The sequence below is a fragment of the uncultured Brachyspira sp. genome (assembly GCF_949287625.1).
Classification (GTDB): Bacteria; Spirochaetota; Brachyspiria; order Brachyspirales; family Brachyspiraceae; genus Brachyspira.
In genome coordinates this window covers 1-21,335 of record NZ_CASEGO010000042.1, presented here as the reverse complement: position 1 = coordinate 21,335, position 21,335 = coordinate 1, and the positions used below count along the sequence as shown (strand labels likewise).

The 21,335-nt window shown below is 26.5% G+C and carries 19 protein-coding genes and 1 pseudogene; 10 read left to right on the top strand and 10 right to left on the bottom strand.

Annotated elements, in window-relative coordinates; translation table 11 throughout:
- Nucleotides 1–144 precede the first annotated feature (144 nt).
- Nucleotides 145–699 carry a flavodoxin domain-containing protein gene (locus Q1X91_RS08030; RefSeq protein ID WP_300755582.1) on the bottom strand — a complete coding sequence of 185 codons (555 nt, stop codon included), beginning with the start codon at nucleotides 697–699 and terminating at the stop codon, nucleotides 145–147.
- A gap of 161 nt (nucleotides 700–860) precedes the next feature.
- Complete coding sequence (locus Q1X91_RS08025) at nucleotides 861–1,754, bottom strand: Rpn family recombination-promoting nuclease/putative transposase (protein WP_300755579.1); 894 nt, start codon at nucleotides 1,752–1,754, stop codon at nucleotides 861–863.
- A 138-nt stretch (nucleotides 1,755–1,892) separates the two neighbouring features.
- Here Q1X91_RS08025 and mscL point away from each other — a divergent pair, with 138 nt between their 5' ends.
- Nucleotides 1,893–2,357 (top strand): large conductance mechanosensitive channel protein MscL, encoded by a 465-nt coding sequence (gene mscL, locus Q1X91_RS08020; RefSeq protein ID WP_300755576.1) that lies wholly within the window; start codon nucleotides 1,893–1,895, stop codon nucleotides 2,355–2,357.
- Nucleotides 2,358–2,374: 17 nt separating this feature from the next.
- Here the strand turns inward: mscL and Q1X91_RS08015 are convergent, their stop codons facing one another.
- The 4 genes from Q1X91_RS08015 to Q1X91_RS08000 form a co-directional block, all read right to left on the bottom strand.
- Nucleotides 2,375–3,148, bottom strand: coding sequence for an ABC transporter ATP-binding protein (locus Q1X91_RS08015; protein ID WP_300755573.1), 774 nt, complete (start codon nucleotides 3,146–3,148; stop codon nucleotides 2,375–2,377).
- A gap of 1 nt (nucleotide 3,149) precedes the next feature.
- The gene (locus Q1X91_RS08010) at nucleotides 3,150–4,154 is read right to left on the bottom strand and encodes an iron ABC transporter permease (RefSeq protein ID WP_300755571.1); all 1,005 of its coding nucleotides are present in this window, start codon (nucleotides 4,152–4,154) and stop codon (nucleotides 3,150–3,152) included.
- Between the two features lie 7 nt (nucleotides 4,155–4,161).
- The gene (locus Q1X91_RS08005; RefSeq protein ID WP_300755569.1) at nucleotides 4,162–5,094 is read right to left on the bottom strand and encodes an ABC transporter substrate-binding protein; all 933 of its coding nucleotides are present in this window, start codon (nucleotides 5,092–5,094) and stop codon (nucleotides 4,162–4,164) included.
- Nucleotides 5,095–5,238: 144 nt separating this feature from the next.
- A complete protein-coding gene (locus Q1X91_RS08000) occupies nucleotides 5,239–5,868 on the bottom strand; it encodes a MotA/TolQ/ExbB proton channel family protein (protein WP_096736028.1) in 630 nt (209 codons plus the stop codon).
- A gap of 335 nt (nucleotides 5,869–6,203) precedes the next feature.
- Here Q1X91_RS08000 and argC point away from each other — a divergent pair, with 335 nt between their 5' ends.
- The 7 genes from argC to Q1X91_RS07965 all read left to right on the top strand — a co-directional run bounded on the left by argC (nucleotide 6,204) and on the right by Q1X91_RS07965 (nucleotide 13,998).
- The gene (argC, locus tag Q1X91_RS07995; RefSeq protein ID WP_300755564.1) at nucleotides 6,204–7,262 is read left to right on the top strand and encodes an N-acetyl-gamma-glutamyl-phosphate reductase; all 1,059 of its coding nucleotides are present in this window, start codon (nucleotides 6,204–6,206) and stop codon (nucleotides 7,260–7,262) included.
- Between the two features lie 438 nt (nucleotides 7,263–7,700).
- Entirely contained in the window at nucleotides 7,701–8,933 is a 1,233-nt protein-coding gene (argJ, locus tag Q1X91_RS07990; protein WP_300755561.1) for a bifunctional glutamate N-acetyltransferase/amino-acid acetyltransferase ArgJ, read from the top strand.
- Between the two features lie 27 nt (nucleotides 8,934–8,960).
- A complete protein-coding gene (argB, locus tag Q1X91_RS07985; RefSeq protein ID WP_300755559.1) occupies nucleotides 8,961–9,827 on the top strand; it encodes an acetylglutamate kinase in 867 nt (288 codons plus the stop codon).
- Nucleotides 9,828–9,859: 32 nt separating this feature from the next.
- Nucleotides 9,860–11,098: an aspartate aminotransferase family protein gene (locus Q1X91_RS07980; protein ID WP_300755556.1), complete on the top strand. Its 1,239-nt coding sequence runs from the start codon at nucleotides 9,860–9,862 to the stop codon at nucleotides 11,096–11,098.
- 640 nt (nucleotides 11,099–11,738) lie between these two features.
- Nucleotides 11,739–12,626: a helix-turn-helix domain-containing protein gene (locus Q1X91_RS07975; protein WP_300755554.1), complete on the top strand. Its 888-nt coding sequence runs from the start codon at nucleotides 11,739–11,741 to the stop codon at nucleotides 12,624–12,626.
- A gap of 85 nt (nucleotides 12,627–12,711) precedes the next feature.
- Complete coding sequence (locus tag Q1X91_RS07970) at nucleotides 12,712–13,356, top strand: cyclodeaminase/cyclohydrolase family protein (RefSeq protein ID WP_300755551.1); 645 nt, start codon at nucleotides 12,712–12,714, stop codon at nucleotides 13,354–13,356.
- Between the two features lie 345 nt (nucleotides 13,357–13,701).
- Nucleotides 13,702–13,998, top strand: a complete 297-nt coding sequence (locus Q1X91_RS07965; RefSeq protein ID WP_020003382.1) for a helix-turn-helix domain-containing protein — start codon at nucleotides 13,702–13,704, stop codon at nucleotides 13,996–13,998.
- Nucleotides 13,999–14,012: 14 nt separating this feature from the next.
- Here Q1X91_RS07965 and Q1X91_RS07960 read toward each other — a convergent pair whose 3' ends face one another.
- The 4 genes and pseudogenes from Q1X91_RS07960 to Q1X91_RS07945 all read right to left on the bottom strand — a co-directional run bounded on the left by Q1X91_RS07960 (nucleotide 14,013) and on the right by Q1X91_RS07945 (nucleotide 17,718).
- The gene (locus Q1X91_RS07960; RefSeq protein ID WP_300755545.1) at nucleotides 14,013–15,116 is read right to left on the bottom strand and encodes a glycoside hydrolase family 3 N-terminal domain-containing protein; all 1,104 of its coding nucleotides are present in this window, start codon (nucleotides 15,114–15,116) and stop codon (nucleotides 14,013–14,015) included.
- Nucleotides 15,080–16,045, bottom strand: coding sequence for a glycoside hydrolase family 3 N-terminal domain-containing protein (locus tag Q1X91_RS07955; protein WP_300755542.1), 966 nt, complete (start codon nucleotides 16,043–16,045; stop codon nucleotides 15,080–15,082). The genes Q1X91_RS07960 and Q1X91_RS07955 overlap by 37 nt, the downstream gene beginning before the upstream one ends.
- Before the next feature lie 192 nt (nucleotides 16,046–16,237).
- Nucleotides 16,238–16,387, bottom strand: a pseudogene (locus Q1X91_RS07950) (ATPase); the annotation flags it as partial.
- A 119-nt stretch (nucleotides 16,388–16,506) separates the two neighbouring features.
- Nucleotides 16,507–17,718, bottom strand: coding sequence for a DegT/DnrJ/EryC1/StrS aminotransferase family protein (locus Q1X91_RS07945; protein WP_300755539.1), 1,212 nt, complete (start codon nucleotides 17,716–17,718; stop codon nucleotides 16,507–16,509).
- 289 nt (nucleotides 17,719–18,007) lie between these two features.
- Here Q1X91_RS07945 and Q1X91_RS07940 point away from each other — a divergent pair, with 289 nt between their 5' ends.
- Both Q1X91_RS07940 and yqeC read left to right on the top strand, forming a co-directional pair.
- A complete protein-coding gene (locus Q1X91_RS07940; protein WP_300755536.1) occupies nucleotides 18,008–19,762 on the top strand; it encodes a potassium transporter TrkG in 1,755 nt (584 codons plus the stop codon).
- 7 nt (nucleotides 19,763–19,769) lie between these two features.
- Nucleotides 19,770–20,954 carry a selenium cofactor biosynthesis protein YqeC gene (gene yqeC, locus Q1X91_RS07935; protein ID WP_300755533.1) on the top strand — a complete coding sequence of 395 codons (1,185 nt, stop codon included), beginning with the start codon at nucleotides 19,770–19,772 and terminating at the stop codon, nucleotides 20,952–20,954.
- The last annotated feature ends 381 nt before the right edge of the window (nucleotides 20,955–21,335 follow it).

Sequence of the window (21,335 nt, the reverse complement as noted above, 5' to 3'; positions counted from 1 at the left end):
TTTTTAATAAGCATATTTTAATTCTACACTATAAATATTATTTTTTCAATTATTTTTTAATATATCTATATACTTATTAATACGAAAAAGCAGAAAAATACATCTAAAAAATTTATATTTTTTTAATATTATTATAAAATTTGCTTACTTCTGAAGTTCTTTATTCTTATTTTTTATATCAAGCACTATTTCTTCAACTGCACTCTTATTGATAAAATCTATCTTTTTACCGTAATTTTCTAATAATAATTTTTCATCTTCTGTTTTTACTGCTTTAGCCGATATTATTCTTCTTAGCATATGCATCATTAAGGCATGATGAAGTTTTAATTTATCAAAATCTATAGATCCTCTTAAAAAATAAAATTTCATATTATCTTTTATATCAGATTTAAAATTTTGATTAACAGCATTATTATATAGTTCCTTATCATCAGGATTGCCAAGCCCAACTACAACACAATACAAATGCTTATCACCTTTTAACTTATTAAAAAACTGTTTTATTCTCTTAGCAGAAGAAAGTTTACCAGCATATAAAGCTCCTGCAAATACAATAAACTCATAATTATTTAAATTTTGAATAGTTACATTATCAATACTATATAAATCCCCATGAAGTTTATCGGCTATCCATTTAGCATAAGTTCTTGTTGTTCCATATTTACTTTTATAAAGCACAGCAATATTAGTTGACATAATATTTTTCCTATTATTAATTTTTCTTAATTATAATTTTTATTAAACATAAAAACTTGTTCGCAGCTTATATATAAAACTCACAAGTTTTTTATTTCTTATTTACACCATAAAAAACTTGATCGTATATAATCTCATGACATTCTTCGAATATCAGGCACTCACAAGTTTTTTATTTTTTCTATACCTAGTCCTGTTAATTCACTAATAAGATTGATATCCATGTTTTTATTTTTCATATTTTTAGCCAATGAATATTTCTCTTTTTCTATACCTTGCTGAAAACCTATTTCTATGCCTTCCTTTTTGCCTTCTGCTCTCTCATATTGAAGCATAGCAGCCTGTCCGTAAAGAAAAGTATCTCTTTCATTATACGCTGACATTTCTTTTTCATCGGCTACAAATCTTTTGTATTTATCTATTACTTTAGACATAATGCTGTTACCTCCTATTAATTTATCAATATATTTCTCTAAATCCTTAGTAGTAAAAAAATCAATCCAAGATAAAAGTTTATTTTTATTATAGTCTTTTATACTAGCATTTTTTAGTATTTCTGCAAATCTTTTAATCTCTACAAAATGTATCTGAAAATCATAAAGTCTAAGACTAGGATTATGAATATCAGAAAATGTTAAACATTTATGTTCTCTTCTTATATCAGTCTCACTACCTATATCTAAATTAAAATTTATAAAACTAATACTAATCATTTGACTTATACCAATATATAAATCACTTTCTTTTAATTCAGAGGCTATATTTTTTGCTATATAATACAATATTCTTTTTATAAAATTATTATTTCCAACTAACTGTATTTCAATGAGTACCTTTTTACCATCTTTAGTTTTTGCTTTTACATCGAGAATAGACTCTTTTAAATTCTCATTTTCTGCTAAATTGTAAGGATTAATTATTTCAAGACTACCAACCGACTCAAAACCCACATCATTTAAAACAGCATTAACAATATTTTCTAATATATCTTCATCACCTTCAGTACCAATTAGATATCGTACAAATAAATCATTAAGTCTGTTAATTTCTTTCATATAATATTATTATACTAAAATAAGTATAAATTGTCAAAGTTTATATAAAAATAGTATTAAGTATAATTTGCAAAAAATATAAATTGCTTTATTATTTATATGCAAATATATATAAAATTTTTACTAGGATTTTTATCTATGATAGAAGAGTTTAAAAAATTTATCATGCGCGGCAATATATTGGACATGGCAATAGGTATAGTTATTGGGGCTTCATTTACTAAAATAGTTAATTCTTTTGTTGAAGATATATTAATGCCGCCTATAGGACTGATATTAAGCGGTATAGATTTTTCTAATATATTTATAGTAATTAAAAAAGGTATTTCTGATGCTGGTCCTTATACCTCAATAGAGGCAGCAAAACAGGCTGGAGCTGTTGTTATAGGTTTTGGTGTTTTTATTAATACGATAATAAGTTTTTTTATAACTGCTTTAGCTATATTTATGATAATAAAAATATTCAATAAAATGAGAGAAAAAATGGTAAAAAAAGAAAAAGATGATAAAGAGGCAAATGAAAAAATATGCCCGTATTGCTGTTCTTCAGTAAATATAAAAGCAGTAAAATGCCCTCACTGCACTTCAGATTTAGATAAATAAATTAGAAAATAATTTTATTATGACCACCTTAAAAAAGAATTATGCATATACTCAAAAACATCTATATCATATATATAGTTTAATAATGAAATATCAAAATTATTTGTACTCCCAAAATATTTAGAGCTTCCATCTTTTAAAACTAATAATTTATCTGCGAAATTTAAAGCAGCATTTATATCATGTAGAACAGCAATAATACACCTATCTCCATTTTTTACCCATTCTTTTAAATTATAAATTAATTCTATCTGGCTATTTAAATCCAAATGATTTATAGGCTCGTCCATCAATATAATACTTGGATTTTGTACTAAAGTCCTAGCTAAAAAAACCCTTTGAAGCTCTCCGCCTGAAAGTTCAGTTATCAATTTATCTTTTAAATGCATTATCTTTAATTTTTCCATATAATGAATAACAAAATCTTTATCTTCTTTGCTTGGTATGGATAATAATTTGTCTTTATAATTAGCATATCTTCCCATCATTATTGTATCATAAGCAGTATATACGAAATAAATAGAAGACATTTGACTCATAATAGCTATAGTTTTATAAGCATCTATTTTTCTTATATCTTTATTATTAATAAGTATATCACCTTCAAAATCTATTATGTGGCAAATCGATTTTAGCAAAGTACTCTTTCCGCATCCGTTAGGTCCTATAATGCATAAACTTTCATTTTTACATACTTCAAATGATATATTTTGCAATACTTCTTTTTTCTTTGAATTATTTTTATAATACAAAGATACATTTTCCGCTTTTACCATAACAGTTTTATTCATATTACATTCCATTATTTTTATTTGAAATAAATATATACAAAAAGAAAGGAGCACCTATAACAGCTGTAACTATACCTATCGGTATATTAGAACCCTGAACTATAATCCTAGAAAATATATCAGAAACATTAAGAAGAAGCCCTCCAATTAAAGCAGATGCAGGAAAAACTATAATATGCTTAGCCCCAAATATTTTTCTTGCTATATGAGGGGACACTAAATCAATAAAACCTATTACTCCAGTAAAAGCAACTAATACTGCTGTTATAAATGAAGATATTAATATAAAAAATATCCTCATTCTTTTCACGTCTACTCCAAGCGATAAGCTAGTTTCATCTCCGAAAGTCATTATATCAAGTACACTGGAATATTTCATAAGTATTAATAAAAATACTAATGTCATTACAATAATAATAAAAATATCTATTTTATTTCTCACAAATAAACTTCCAAGCTGCCAAAGTATTATTTTGTTTGAGTATTTTGGAAACATATACGATAAAAAACTCATAACTGAACTTAAAAATAATGATATAACTATTCCTGCAAGTATTATAGAATTACTGCTCATGTATTTATCTATTTTTTTTGATATGAATAGTATAAACAATATGGTAATAAAAGCAAATATCATTGAAACGCCTATAAAAAAGTATTGATTAAATGATATACCCATTACTATAAGCAAAGCAGCCCCAAGCCCAGCCCCAGAAGATATGCCGAGATTATATGCAGAAGCAAGAGTGTTTCTTAATATAGACTGTATCACAACGCCTGTCATAGATAAAGAAGCCCCTACAAATAATGATAATAAAGAATGCTGAAGCCTGATATTTATAATGTCAGAGTTTATTTTGTTTATATTAATAAGTTCTATACTAGAGACTTTATATATAAGTATGCATATTATTTCTTTAGGTGATATAAACACACTTCCAATGCACACTGATAATATCGATGAAATAAAAACCAATATTAAAATTATTATAATTTTTTTTATCATTTTATTATCAATTCCTAATTATTTGAACATCTTTATATTCATTAGGATAAATATATTTAGCCATATCTAATAGTGCATATATAATCTTATGAGTAGGCAAAGATGATGAAGCTATATAATACACATCTTTATTTTTTAAAGCATTTATATTCTGCCAAGACTGACGGCTAAATATTTCTTCTTTAGGATTATTTATATAATCTACGCTTGTAAATATTATATCTGGATTAGCAAAAAGTATATTTTCTTCAGATACTGCTATCCAAGAATTTCTATCTTTAAATATATTTTCAGCACCTATAATATTAATCATATCATCTAAATAAACATTAGTACCAAATGAATAAAGATTAGGCAAAGAAGATATTTCAAAATACACTTTCTTACTATTTGTTATAGTACTTCCTATAGATTTTATTTTTTCTATATTTAACTCCATCATATTTACAATATTTGAAGCTTCATCATTTTTATTTAAAACATATCCTATAAAATATATATCATCTTCTATAGACTTTATAGTATCGCTGTTAGGTATAACTGCTGTACATATTCCAGAGGCATTTATAGAATCAAGAGAATTCTTACCAGAAAATACACTGAAAGTATTAACAAATAAAATATCTGGTTTAATTGCTATCATCTTTTCTGAATCTGGATTTAGCATATCAAAAACTAATATATTAGAAATATCTATATTATTAGTCTGTAAAATTTCTTTTGAAGTAGTATCTGCAGCTATTATTTTATCTGAAAGTCCTAAAGCTATTATAATATCTGTAACAGCAGGAGATAAAGAAGCAAGCCTATCTATATTATCTGGAAGAATTATACTATTTCCCGCTCTGTCTTTAAGTGTATTGTCAGAAGTATTTGAAGTATTGCATGATAATAAAAATATATTAAAAATGATTAACAGTATTATTTTAATTTCTTTCATAAATATAAACATTTTCATCATTTCTTATATCAAAAGTTTTTATACAAATATTTATTTTTTATGATTATAAACTCAAATATATAATTGTCAATAAAACTATATCATCAAATAATTTTTTATTATACAAACTTTATAAACTAATTCTTATTTATCAATTTCATTATTCTGACTTATTATATAATCCGATATTTCATTAGATAAGTTTTCCATAAAAAGTATTCTTGCATTAATAGTATTTACAAAATAATTATAAAATATAACGGCAGGTATGGCAATAATAAGTCCAGCAGCAGTTGTAAGCAAAGCATTAGCTATACCAGATGCCAAAGCAGTAGGCTTTCCGCTCCCTACAACTGAAATCACAGCAAATGACTGTATCATACCTAGTATAGTACCCAAAAGTCCTAAAAGCGGTGCTATTGTAGATATAGTGGAAAGAGCAGAAATAAATCTTTCAAGTCTTGGAAGTTCCTTATTTGAAGCACTTTGCATAAACTCTTTCGGAGAATTAATATTTTTAAGCCCAGACATTATAATATTTGATAAAGGCGACTTGGAAGCCTCACATAATGCAATAGCAGCTTTTATTTCTTTCTCTTTAACTAAAGAAACTAATTTGGGAGCTAATGAATTATCTTCTGATTTTATTCTAGTAAAATATATAAATCTGTCTACTATTATAGTTAAAGCTAATACAGAAGATATAAGAAGCCCTATCCAGCAAACTGTCATAGCTGAGTTTAAAAGACTCTCAGAACCGAATATATTATCCATATATAAAATGCCTCATATAAATATCGTTATTGGTTAAAACATTATAATTGTAAGAATATAAAAAATCAATAATTAAAAATATATTTTATTTTAAAAATAAATATAAAAATCCTTGACATTTTTTATTATTTATAATAGTATCTTTGCAGACAGTAAAATGTTTTAGGAAAAATAAAATGTATAATATAAATTATAATTTGTTTTTAAACTATCTTTCAAGGCGTTAAGCCTCCAAATTTCTTTTCATAAAAATAATTTCATAAAAAATAATTTTAAACAAAATTTTTTAATAAAAATGTATTCTTAACTAAAAAATATCAGAGGAGTATTGTATTATGATAAAAGTATCTGTTATAGGTGCAACAGGCTATGCAGGAATAGAATTAATAAGACTATTATTATCGCATAGTAAAGTAGAATTAAAAAATCTTTCTTCAAAAAGTTTTGTCGGTAAAAACATTAATGAAATATATGCCAACCTAAACAAAAATTGTGACAAAATATTAGTAGATGAAAATGAAATATTTGAAGATACTGATGTTGTATTTGCTTCGCTTCCTGCAGGATTAAGCGATGACATTGCAAATAAATGCTTTGAAAAAAATATTTTGTTTATAGATTTGGGTGCTGATTTCAGACTAAATAATGAAGAAGATTATAAAAAATGGTACGGCAAAGAATATAAATACAAAAATATACATAAAGAGGCAATATATTCAATACCAGAAATAATTAAATATGATAGTGTATATAATAAAAAAGATTTAAACAAAGCAAAAATCATAGGAAACCCGGGCTGCTACCCTACTTCTATAGGCTTAGCATTAGCTCCTGCATTGGTAAAAAAAATAATATTAAAAGATGATATTATAATAGATTCAAAATCAGGGGCTACAGGTGCAGGACGTGAATTAAAATTAAATACTCATTTTACAGAATGTAATGAGGCTTTCTCTCCATATAAAGCTGCAGAACATAGACATACCCCAGAAATAGAACAGACATTATCAAACATATATGGAGAAGATATAAAAGTAACTTTTGTTCCTCACTTGCTTCCATTAAACAGAGGTATAATTTCAACAATATATGCCAAATTAGAAAATAAAAATGATACATTAGAAAATATACACAGTATTTACAAAGAGTTTTATAAGGACTCAAAGTTTGTAAGAGTGCTTAATATAGGAGAGACTGCAAATTTAAAATATGTTAAATACTCAAACTACTGTGATATATCTTTGCATATGGACAGCAGAACAAATAAATTAATAATAGTATCAGCAATAGATAATATGGTAAAAGGAGCAGCAGGACAGGCAATACAAAACATGAATATAGCATTAGGATTAAAAGAAGATGAGGGATTGAATATAATTCCTCCGGCTTTCTAAAAACATAATAAGTTTATAGTTAGCAACAATAAAAGGTGAATGTATTAATTTTATTAATATAGCTTTTTAAAATTAAATAGTAAAAATATCAATAAATTAAAAATAATATAATTAACATTATTGTAAAATATTTTGCACTTTTTGGTTCTTTTTGCGGCGGGAAAAAGAACAATAAAAAACCGACAAACTTAAAAATTTTTAGTATATACCTAAACAACTATAATTTGTCAAAAATTAATTTTTTTAATTTAAAATATTTGCAGGGCTTTGCTGCGAAGCACACAGTCGTGCCGCGCCCCACTTCTTTTGGACTCTGTCCGCCCGTGGCGTACCACAAAAAAGCAGGCACAGCCCGTAAATGCGAAAGGCTATATTTTAGGTTAAATTTAATAATTTATTAAAAACAACGATTAAGTAAAAAATAATAGGAGATTACAAATGGATAGTTTTAAACAAATTGAATGCGGTGTATGTGCTGCTAAAGGTTTCAAAGCAAATGGAGTACATGCTGGTATAAAGAAAAATAGTGAAAAAAAAGATTTAGCAATAATTTACAGTGAAAGTTTATGTTCAGTAGGAGCGGTATATACACAGAATAAAGTATGCGGAGCAAATATCACTGTAAGTAAAGAACATTTAAAAGACGGCAAAGCAAAAGCTGTTATATGCAATTCTGGAAATGCTAATACATGCAATAAAGACGGAGTTGAAAAAGCAAAAGAAATGTGTAAACTAGCAGCAGAAGTTTTGGGTATTGATGAAAAAGATATTGCTGTTGCTTCTACAGGTGTTATAGGAGTACCTCTTAATATAGAGCCTATACAAAAAAATATAAAAACATTAATAGACAATTTAGGTCATTCCAAAGAACATGCTAAAAATGCAGCAGCAGCTATAATGACAACTGATACATTTATGAAAGAGATTGCTTATGAATTTGAAATTGACGGTAAAATAGTTCATATAGGAGGAATGTCAAAAGGAAGCGGTATGATTCACCCTAATATGGCAACTATGCTTTCATTTGTAACTACTGACTGCAATATTACAAGCGAGATGCTGCAAAAAGCATTAAGTGAGGATGTAAAATCTACTTATAATATGGTTAGCGTTGATGGGGATACTTCTACTAATGATATGTGTGTAGTGCTTGCTAATGGAGAAGCTCAAAACAATATAATAGATAAAGAAGATGATAATTATAAAATATTTTGCAAAGCATTAAATATGGTTAATACATATTTATCAAAACAAATGGCTAAAGACGGAGAAGGTGCTACCAAGTTAATAGAATGCGAAGTAATAAATGCAAGCGATATAAAATTGGCTAGAAAAATAGCAAAATCTGTAATTACTTCAAATTTGGTAAAAGCGGCTATGTTCGGATGCGATATGAACTGGGGACGTATTTCATGTGCTATAGGGTATACTGAAGACGCTGATTTTGATATTAATAAAGTATCTATCAATGTAGGTTCTAAATACGGAGATATGAATGTTTATAAAGACGGATACGGTGTAGAGTTCAGCGAAGAAGAGGCTTTAAAAATATTAAAAGAAGATGAGATAAAAATAACAATAGATATGAACTCTGGTACAAGTAAAGCTATTGCTTGGGGCTGTGATTTAACTTATGACTATGTAAAAATTAACGGTTCATACAGAAGTTAAAATAATAATAAAAATAGGAAATAAAAAATGGAAAATATTTCAAACAGAGATAAAGCATTTATATTAAATCAGGCACTTCCATATATTCAAAGATACACAGGAAAAACAGTTGTTATAAAATACGGCGGAAGTGCTATGGAAAACCCAGAATTAAAAAAGAAAGTTATGAGCGATGTTGCTTTGCTTTCCACTTTGGGAATAAGAGTTATAGTAGTTCATGGGGGCGGTAAAGATATCACTGCTATGCTTAACAAAATTGGAAAAGAGTCAAAGTTTATAAACGGACTTAGATATACTGATAAAGAAACTGCCGAAGTAGTAAAAATGGTTCTTGCTGGAAAGGTTAATAAAGAATTAGTAGCTTCTCTTGAAAACTGCGGCGGAAAATGTTTGGGTATATGCGGTATTGACGGAAGTATGTTTAAAGTAAGTAAATATAAAGGTAATACTGATTTAGGATTTGTAGGCGATGTTGATAGTGTAGATACTGATTTATTAAATACAATTATAACAAACAAATATATTCCAATAGTTGCAACTGTCGGATGCGATAATGAAGGAAATGTATACAATATCAATGCCGATACTGCAGCTGCCAAAATAGCAGAAAGTATTAAAGCAGAAACTTTAATATATATGACTGATACTCCAGGTCTTTTAAAAGATAAAGATGATGAAAGCTCTTTAATAAGCCAGATAAACATTAAAGATATAGATAATTTAATAAAAGACGGTACTATATCAGGCGGTATGATGCCTAAAGTTAAACATTGTATAGAGGCTGTTGAAAACGGAGTGTCAAGAGTGTTTATAATAGACGGAAGATTATGCCATTCATTATTAATAGAAATGTTTACTGATGAAGGTATAGGAACTATGTTTTATAAAGATTAATAAAGTAAACAAATACAAATGAGGGTAAAAATATGCCATGCAAAAAAACAAATAAACAAAATACTGAAAACAATGATAAGTCAAAATTAAAAAAAGAATATATTAATAACAGCAAAAAATACGCTGCTAATACTTATGCAAGATTTAATTTAGTTTTGGAATCTGGAAACGGAGCAAAATTAAAAGATATAGAAGGAAAAGAATATATTGATTTAGGAAGCGGAATAGGAGTTAATAGTATAGGATATGGTAATAAAAGCTGGATTAATGCAGTAAATAATCAGGCTAAAACTCTTCAGCATACTTCAAATCTATACTACAATAAACCTTATATAGATTTGGCAAAAAAATTATGCTCTATAACAAAATATGATAAAGTATTTTTCTGCAATTCCGGTGCTGAGGCAAATGAAGCTGCTATAAAATGTGCAAGAAAATACTCTTTTGATAAATATGCTAATAATGATAAAGAATATAAAAGAAATAAAATAGTAGCATTAAAAAACTCTTTTCATGGCAGAACTATGGCTACGCTGTCAGCTACAGGTCAGGAAGTTTTTCATAATTACTTTTTTCCATTTTTGGAAGGCTTTTCATTTGCAGAGGCTAACAATTATGAGGATACTGTTTCAAAATTAGAAGATAATGCATGTGCTGTAATAATGGAGCTCATACAGGGTGAAGGCGGAGTTATACCTCTTGATAAAGAATATGTACAAAAGATAAAAAAATACTGTGAAGAAAATGATATACTTTTTATAGTAGATGAAGTACAAACTGGTGTTGGAAGAACAGGCAAATTCTTATGCTCTGAGCATTTTGGTATAAAACCAGATATAACTACATTAGCTAAAGGCTTGGGAGGAGGGCTTCCTATAGGTGCTGTGCTTATGGATAAAACTTGCTCTAATGTATTTAATAATGGAGATCATGGCTCTACATTTGGTGCTAATCCTATAGTTGCAAGCGGTGCTTTGGAAGTATTAAACATTATAGATAAAGATTTATTAAAAGAAGTGAGTAAAAAATCTAAATATATAAAAGATAAATTAATGAAACTTGATAATGTAGAAAGTGTTGACGGTATAGGCTTAATGCTTGGTATAAAACTTAAAGAAGGCTTAAATGCTAAGGAAATAGTAGAAAAATGTATAACAAAGGGAGCGATACCTCTAACTGCCAAAACTAAAATAAGACTTCTTCCTCCTCTTACAATAACAGATAAAGAGCTTGAAAAGGCTGTTTCTATACTCTGTGAATGCATAGGATAATTTGATTAATTATAAAAAAATAAAAGCTTTACTTTTTGGTAAGGCTTTTATTTTATATATACCTAAACAAATATAATTTGTCAAAAATAAAATTATATTTTATTTTTAATATCTGGGGCTTTGCCCACCACGCTGTGTGCTACGCAACACCCCAGTTCTTTTGTGACGCCTGTCCGCATCGCTCTGCGTGCCGACGAAGTCCACCTGTGATGTCGGCAGCGAAAGGCTATATTTCTGACTAAATTTTACAATTTATTCTACATATAAAACATAATTAGTACGATTTAATAATAATTTTAATACTTGCACTTTTGCGAAGCGTATCCGAGCTTGTCGAGGATATAAGGTTCTTTGACGCTGTCCGCCTGCGACCGAAGGAAGTACTGTTAAGTATGGCGTGCAGCGGAAAAAAGAACAATAAAAAATTGACAAATCATATTTGTTTAGTATATATAAAACAAAAAATATAAGTTATTATAAGTTTAATATTCAAAAAATATATAAAAAATATTTTAATATATTTTATTATTCATCTTTTTACAAAAAATACAAAAAATAAGAAAAAATAAAGCTAATATAAACTTATAATCTATTATAAAATTTCATTATAGTATAAAGTTTTTTTTAAAGGTATAAAGATATGAATAATAATTACAAAAAAAGCTATTATGCTGTAATACCCGCAGAAGTAAGATACGATAAAAGATTAAAACCTCTTGCCAGATTGCTATATGCAGAAATAACAGCACTCACCAATGATAAAGGATACTGCTGGGCTTCTAATGCATATTTTGCAAGTCTATACTCTATAAGCTCAACAACCGTATCAAGATATGTTTCCGAGCTTAAAGAATACGGATACATAAAAATACATTATGATAAAAAAGATAATAATACTCAAAAAAGAAAAATATATTTAAACTCACTAAAAAATTATAATAAGGTATTGTCAGAAAAGTCAAATGAGTATTGTCAGAATAATCAAGAGAGTATTGAGCAAACTGATAAAGATAATAATAAATATAATAATACAATTAATAATGATATGCCTCATTCTGAATTTGATTTGTTTGTAAAAAGTCTTATAGAGGTTTTTAATAGAATAACATGCAGTAAAGCAGAAAAGCTCTCTCAAATACACTGCTTTAAAACTAAAGATAAACAAAGAGAATTAATTGATATATTTAATAACAGACGCTACTCTTGGAAAGACTCCGTAAAATATGCCGAGCTTAAAGTAAAAGACAAAAATAATATCCCTGCTCTTTGGCTTGATTTTGTAAGCTATTTGAAAGTATATCTAACAAAAGGAGACAAAGAACAGTTAATAAAAAGACATTACAGCGAAAAAGAATTATATGAGCGTAATAAAAAATTAAAAGAAATGGAACTATTAAGAATACAAAAAGAAAAAGAAGAAAGAGAAAAACTGCTTGAAGAAGAAAAAAGACTTGGAATAGATAATATGACAGAAGATGAAATAATAGAGTTTACAAAAAACAGATTTAAACATCTTCAAAGAAAATAGTAAAATGCATATTGATATTTATTTTTTTTATATTAAAATAACCTTTCAAAAATATTTATTATTATATAAGGTATATAGGTATATTATGAAAGAATTAATAAATAAAACTTTAGCTGATTATATAAATGATGTAGACAGTTCATTACCTGCTCCGGGCGGCGGAAGCGTTATGGGACTTGTAGGAAGTTTGGGCTGTGCTTTGGCTGGTATGGTTGGTCATCTTACTGTAAACAAAAAAAAGTTTTTAGAATTAGAAGAAGAACATCAGAATAGTTTTAAAAATGCAATAGAAAAAATAAAAGAAATAAAATCACATTTAGCTGATATAATAGACAAAGATGCAGAAAGTTTTAATTTATTTATGGAAGCTATGAAGATGCCTAAAGAAACAGATGCTGAAAAAGAAAATAGAAAAAAGGCTATATCTGAAGCCTCAAAAAAAGCTATAGAAATACCTTTTAATGCCTTGAAATACTGTTATGAATTAATGCCTCTTTTTGATACCGTTACAAAATATGCAAACAGTGCCGTTATAAGCGATATAGCAGCAGCCTACATTTTAATATATGCCTGTGCTAAAGGCTCTGTACTTAATATCAATATTAATATACCTATGATAGATGATAATGTATTTTTAGAACATATTAAAACAAATACTAAAAAATATATTAATGAAATAGATAATATTTATATCAAAACATCAGAAGCAATTTCATTGTTTAAAGTGTAAATATTAATAAGTATTATGTTATTAATATCTATATTTTTTATACAAAATCCTAATTTTGTTTTTTCATATTGATATTTTATTTATATTATGATAATCTTAAGTTCAGACAGCAAGGGTTTATAAAATATATATATATATGAGAATAGAAATATAGTAATAGAACGTTTTTAATGTTTTATTCTTATAGTTTGATGTAATTTGTCTAAATTACTGTAAAATTTTTCTTCTAAAAACTAGAAACTTCTATCAATATGTTTATCTTGATTATATTTTATAATTTTATTCTTACAAATCTCCTTGTCCTTATTTGTTAGTTATATTTATTCTTTATATTAGGAGGCTCTAATGAGTATAACAACTAAACATATGATATCCTTAAGTGAAGAGGAAAAGGAAAAAATCAAAGAATTCATTAAGAAGGAAGGAAAATCTAAAAGACTTATCTCTAGGGCAAATATCATTCTTGCTTTAGACGATAAGAAAAACACAGGGCTTACTCATACTGATATTGCTAAACAATACAATGTTACATATCATACTGTAGTAAATATTATTAATGAGTATGTAAAATCAGGATTAGATGAAACGCTGACTTATAAGCGAAATCCAAACAGCAATAGAAAAAAGAAACAGGCCAATTAAAATGAATGATAATTTTATGTGCGGGAAGAAAGTATATTTTCTGAAGCCATCTTTAGAACTCTCGCACATGAAAGAATATCCGCGTCTATATCTTCAAACATATATTCTACATTCTCATATAAATTACTAATCAAGTTTATACCAAAATTAATACCCTTGTCTATATCGCCAGTCATAGCTAAATCATCTGTAATAATAACTCCATTAAAGCCTAATTCTTTTTCTAGTATATAAGAATATTCTCTTGACATGCTGGCAGGCTTTTCACTATCTATATATTTATTTTTTATATGTGCTGCCAAAACCATTTCAGCTCCCGCATCTATTGCTCTTTTAAAAGGAACAAACTCTTTTAAAAAAAGTTCATTAGTAGTTTTATCTATTATAGGAAAATCATCATGAGAATTAACAGCAGTATCTCCATGACCTGGAAAATGTTTTAATACGCTTATGATTCCTGCATCTCTCTGAGCCTTTACAGTGTACTCTGCCATTTTTGCAGCTATATCTGTATTAGTAGAAAAACTTCTATTATATAAATAAGAGTTACTATCACTAGGTATATCGCATAAAGGTCCTAATATTACATTAATACCTAAATCAAGCAAGAACTTTGATTTTTTGTATGCTATATCATATGCATATTCAGTACTGTTTGAATCCCCTATATTTTTTGGAGATATATCTTTAAGAGTATCAAACTCTATGCGGTTTACTTCTCCGCCTTCTTGGTCTATAGAAATTAACATATTTGAGTTAACATATTTTCTTAAATCAGATGTTAATTGCTTTAATTGCTGTTCATCTTTTATATTGTAATCAAAAAGTATTACTCCCATTATATTATTATCTTTAAGTGTCTTAATAGTTTCTTCAGAGAGTACTTTATCTTTTATACCTACCATAAGTAAAAGTCCTCTTCTCTCCTTCTTACTCATTTTAGATACTTCATCTATATAATAGGATAATTCTGGATAATCTTTTTTTAATTTTAATATATATTCTTTTTCTCTAAGCACATTTGAGGCACTTTTGCATGCATACGAAAATAATAATATTATAAATAAATATAATACACACATCACAATTTCTTTATTAATTTTAACAGCTTTGAACATAATACAGTATCCGTTTCTTTTATATTATTTTCTATAATATTTTTTAATTTATTTATATCTTTATAATAATTACTTGAAAGTACATTAACGGCATAATTAATAATATTTTTATCATTATTAATATAATCAGTCATTATAATGCCTTTAAACTTCATATTATTAAATAAAAAATCTTTGTATTTATAATTATCTTTTATATGAGGCATTACTATGATATCAGCCTGAGCCTTTATACCAGCCAAAAAAGTTTCTCTGTTATCAATAATACTTTCTATATTATTATTTGTATCTTCATCTATATATAACTCATCATCATAGTATTTTGGAAAATATTTTAATGCCGTTATAAGCCCATTATCTTTATATGCTTTTACTGTACTGTATATCAAATTAGAAGCGAGTATCTTATCATCTGAAAATATATGCTCTTTAAGATGAGATTTTTCATTGCAGTATGTGTTACATATTGGCGATAAAATCATATTAATGCCTACCGACTTTAATTTTGAAGATCTTTCATATGCTATTTTGTATGCATAATCTTCGCTTTTTCTCTCGCCTATATAACTTGAAAAAACTTTAAACCTCTTATCATAGTATATACTGGAAGTGTTTTTATAATCCTGATCTATTGCTATAAGTATTTTTCTTTTAATCTTTCTTTTTATTTTTTTTATTATTTTATCAAGGCTTTCAATATCTAAATTATCTATATTTATTATTATGCCTGATATATTTGTTTTATTTATTACATCTATCAAATTATCATCATAATTTTTTACTGATATTATAAATGGTATTTCTTTTTTATTTTCAATGTTTCCTTTACTATCATTATTTTTCAAAACGATATTGAAATTGTCATAAAGATAAATAAAAATAAAAAATAAAATTAATAATAATATTGAAATTATAACAATGTAAATCATTATTTTATTATGCTTTATTTATATAATATTTCTACAGATTATATACTAATTTTATTATTTATCAAAACTATTTACTTAAACTAAATAAACTTTTAATTATATTGCATATATTAATTTATAGTTTTTCTATTTTTTATATATATAAAAAACTTGTTCATAACAATACATACCATTCTTACAAATGGCAGGCACTCACAAGTTTTTTATTTTTTCTATACTCAGTCCTGTTAATTCACTAATAAGATTGATATCCATATTTTTATTTTTCATATTTTTAGTCAATGAATATTTCTCTTTTTCTATACCTTTTTCCATACCTTGCTGAAAACCTATTTCTATGCCTTATATCCTCATCGCCTTCAGTACCAATTAGATATCGCACAAATAAATCATTAAGTCTGTTAATTTCTTTCATGATTTTATTATACTAAAAATATAGTATTTTGTCAAAAAATAAAAAATTAATTCAAATACCTAATAATACTTTCGGCAATATACACGGCATCCTCTTCTTTTAAAGTACTATATAATGGAATAGTTATTTGATTTTTGTACATATTAAAAGCATTTTTATAATCATTAATATCATATCCCAAATCAATATAAGCCTTTTGTGCTGGAAGAGGCAGATAATGAACATTTAAAGTTATTCCCATTTCAGACATTCTATCTATAAGCAAATCACGATCCTCTTCTTCATAATCTTTTATTCTAATCAAATATAAATGATAAGATGATTCGCTAAAACTATCCTTAAAGCTAGGAAGTATTATTCTTTTATTTTTAGATAAAATTTCATTATAAATACTCACTATTTTTTTTCTATTATTAAGCATAGAATCGTATCTTTTAAGCTGAGATAAACCGATGGCTGCATGAATATCGCTCATATTAGCTTTATATCCAGCCAATTCAATACTATATCTCCAAGCCCCTCTGCCGCCTTTACTTTTATCTAAAGCACTTTTATTTTGTCCATGAAGCGATAACACAGAAAGCTCTTTATATATTTCATCAGCACTAATACTTCCTATATCATTAAAAGATAAAGCTCCGCCTTCAGCAGTAGTAATATTTTTAACAGCATGAAAAGAGAAGGAACTGAAATCAGCCTGAGATCCTGTTCTTTTTCCTTTGTAAACAGCACCTATAGAATGAGCTGCATCAAGTAAAAATAATGGTCTTTTTAATTCTCTTTGATATTTATTTTCTGAAGCATTAAATAATTCTTTTTTATTTTCAAGTATTTTAATAATGCCGTCATAATCGCAGGGTTTTCCTCCAATATCCACAGCAATAACAGCTTTGGTTTTATTTGTTATAGCTTTTTCTAATTTTTCTAAGTCTATATTAAAATCATTATCTTTAGCATCTATAAATACAACTTTAGCTCCTAAATGAACAGCTGCATTTGCAGTTGAAGCATAAGTATAAGCTGGAACTATTACCTCATCACCATCGCCTACCCCAAATATTTTTAATGCAAGCTCCATAGCGGATGTGGCACTTGATAATAGCTTTACTCTTTTTACATCTATATATTTACAAAGTTCTTCCTCAAACTCTTTACTAACTGGTCCTGTAGTTATCCAGCCTGATTTTAATACCTTAACTACTGCTTCTATTTCACTGTCTGTTATATCTGGAGGTGAAAATGGTATTGATTTATTCATAAGTTTTTCCTTTATATATTGTTTTATTATGTTTACTTTACATAATTATATAATATACAGCATGCAAAAAATAAATCAATAATAATATTTATATTACATTTAATTATTATTTATTTTCTTAAACTAAACAAATAGTATTATATTGCTGCATATGTATTTCTTTTAGTTTGCTGTAACTTAATTTTATAAATAATATCTATGTCTCTTGAACAATAAAAAATGAAATTACATATTTACATATAATTCAATATATATTAAAATACTAATACTACAAAAATAAAGATTAGTTATGAAAAATATATTTAATAATAGAACAGATAATATAAATAATAATAAAAATATAATACAGACTATAGATGAGTTTTTTAGAAGAGTATCAAATCTAGTAGCAATAACAGGTTCTATATTTTCAATATTTGTTCTTCTTATGCAGATAAGACAGGTTAATACTGATAATTTTTATATAGCTAATTATGATAAAATAATTAATGTTATTACTGTTTGTTTTGTTTTTATACTTATAGATCAAATAAGAATAGCACCTAGAAAACTTTATATAGTAGTTCCCATCATTCAGCTTATAGGACTTTTACTTCTTAATTTTTTCAGCAAAAAATACTATGATATATATGCAAATAGAATAATATGGACTATAGCAGGGTCAATACTTTTCTTTTTGGTTATAGTTATAAATTGGCTTAGGCTTTCATATTCTAAGTTTACATTATATCAGATGATTATAGCTTCTTTTATATTTGTTATCACATTAGGCAGTTTATTATTATATCTTCCTTTAAGTACAGTAGGCGGTAAGTTATCATTTGTTGATGCTTTATTTACAGCAACAAGTGCCGTATGCGTTACTGGACTTAGTGTTATAGATATATCCAAAGAGTTTACATTTTTCGGTCAGATTGTATTAATAACTCTCATACAAATAGGCGGGCTTGGTATTATGTCCATATCGGCGATAGTGCTTTTGTTTTCGGTAAATAAAGGAAGCGTTCAGGATAGAGTTAGAACTTTAGAAATGTTTAATACTCAAAATAAAGACATTATACAATCAACTGTAAAAGTAATATTTTTATCAACATTTTTTATAGAATTATTAGGAGCTGTTTCTTTATTTACTGTTATGGAAACTGACAGCAAATTAGGAATGCGTATATTTTCTTCTGTATTTCACTCTATAAGTGCCTTTTGTAATGCAGGATTTTCTCTTTATACAGACAATCTTCATCAGTATTCTGCCAATATCATAGTTAATGTTACTATTATGCTTCTTATAACTCTTGGAGGTATAGGATATCCAGTAATGCTTACAGTGTCAAGGGCTGTAATTAATAAGATAAAGGGTAAAAGATATGTATTTGATGTTCAGGCTAGAATAGTTATATATACAAGTGTTATCTTAATAATAGTAGGAAGTGTTTTTATATTTTTTAACGAATATTCAAATTCTTTAAAGGATTTGCCTCTAAAAGAAAAAATATTAGTTTCACTATTTCAAAGTGTAAGTCCTAGAACAGCAGGTTTTGAAACTATAGCGTATAATTCTATGAGTACGGTTACTATAGGAGTAGTTATATTTTTGATGTTTGTAGGTGCTTCCCCAAACAGTACTGGAGGAGGAGTAAAAACTACTACATTATTTGTATTTATGTTTTCAGTAATTGCTGCAATTTTTAACAGACCATATATTGTAGTTAATGGCAGAAAAATAAAAAATGATACAGTTAATAAATCTGTTGCTATAGTTACGCTTGCTATAAGTATTTCAGTGCTTGCCTCATTTATTATGTTTTATATAGAAAAATCAAAAACCATGATGCCTATACTTTTTGAAGCAGTATCGGCTATAAGTACAGTTGGACTTTCTTTGGGTATAACTCCTACAGTTACAATATGGAGTAAATTAATACTTATACTCTTGATGTTTATAGGACGTGTAGGATATCTTACTATATTTATGAGTGTAGGTTCTATTAATCAGGGAAAATATGGAATAATAGATTTGCCTACAAGCGATGTAACTATAGGTTAATAATATTATGTCTAAAGTTATTGTTGTATGCGGTGCTGGAGGAAAGACATCATATATAAAAATATTATCAGAAAGTTACAAAGATAAAAAAGCAGTTATAACAACAACAGCAAAAATTTTTAAACCTAAAAAATATACAGAAACAATAGATTCACATTCTTTTGACAATGATAATATTATTGTACTAGGAAAAGAGTATGATGATAAAAAACTTATGTATGCAGGAGATAATGAATTAAAAAATGCTGTTGATTTTGCTGATATTGTTTTGATAGAGGCAGACGGAGCAAAGTATTATCCAATAAAAATACCAAATGATGAAGAGCCTATTATACCAGACTTTTTATACGGAAAAATAGAGAAAATAGTTATAGTTATGGGGCTTCATAGTTTGAAAAGAAAGTTTAAAGAGGTATGCTTCAGGTATAATTTATGCAGTGAAATAGACAGTGAAAAGATAGTAGATTTGGAAACTATTAAATATATCGCAAATAAATATTATATTAATAAACTTAAAAATAAATGTAATAATATAAGTTTATATTTAAATGATTTCACAAAGAATAATAGTATTACATATAAAAAGACTGCTTTTATTATATTAGCTTCCGGAAATAGTAAACGTTTTAACGGTAATAAATTAATTCATAAGTTTAAAACTCTAAATAATAAAACCTTATTTGAAAATACTATTAATAAAATATCAGATGTAAAAAAACTATTTAAAGAAGATGATAATTTAAAAAATATAGAAACTTCTGTAATAGCAGTAAGTATATATGATGAGATAATAAATAAATCATTTGAAAATAAAGATTATATTTCAGTATATAATGATAATCATAATGAAGGTATAAGCTCTTCTATAAAAATTGGAATTAATGAGGCTGTCAAAATTAATTCTGATTCATTTGCTTTTTTTGTATGCGATATGCCTATTTTAGAAAGTTATGATATTTTTAATATGCTTAAATATTTTTATTATAGCCGTAAAAATATAGGAGCTATGTTTACAGGAGAAAGACCTTCAAATCCTGCAGTGTTTTCATCAAAATATATTAATGATATTTTGAGTTTAGAGTATAACAACGGAGCTTTAAAAATTATTAAAAAGAATATAGATGATTGTTTTTTCTATACTATAGATGAAAATAAATTAAAAGATATAGATACTAGAGAAGATTTAAACTAATACAGCCAAAAAATCATACTAATTATATTTTATATGTAAGATAAATTATTAAATAATACTTTCATATATAAGTGCTGTTAGACGTATTTAATATATCAGGTATTTTATGAAGCTAGGTAAAATAAGTTAATTTGTTGAATATAAAAATAGATTCTATGGCTAATAAAATCAAATCCATACTTATAAAAAATAAAAACACCATAAATAAAAAATAGTATAATTGCTTATTAATTAGAGTAGACTTGTTTCAAAAGTACTTGACAAATAATTTTAATAGTTTATTTGTTTAAGAGCCATAGATATTGCACACTTTTAGTTTAAAAAAAAGATGGTATTCCTTATAATTTATAATTGCTACAAATAAACCAAAAGGAATACCTA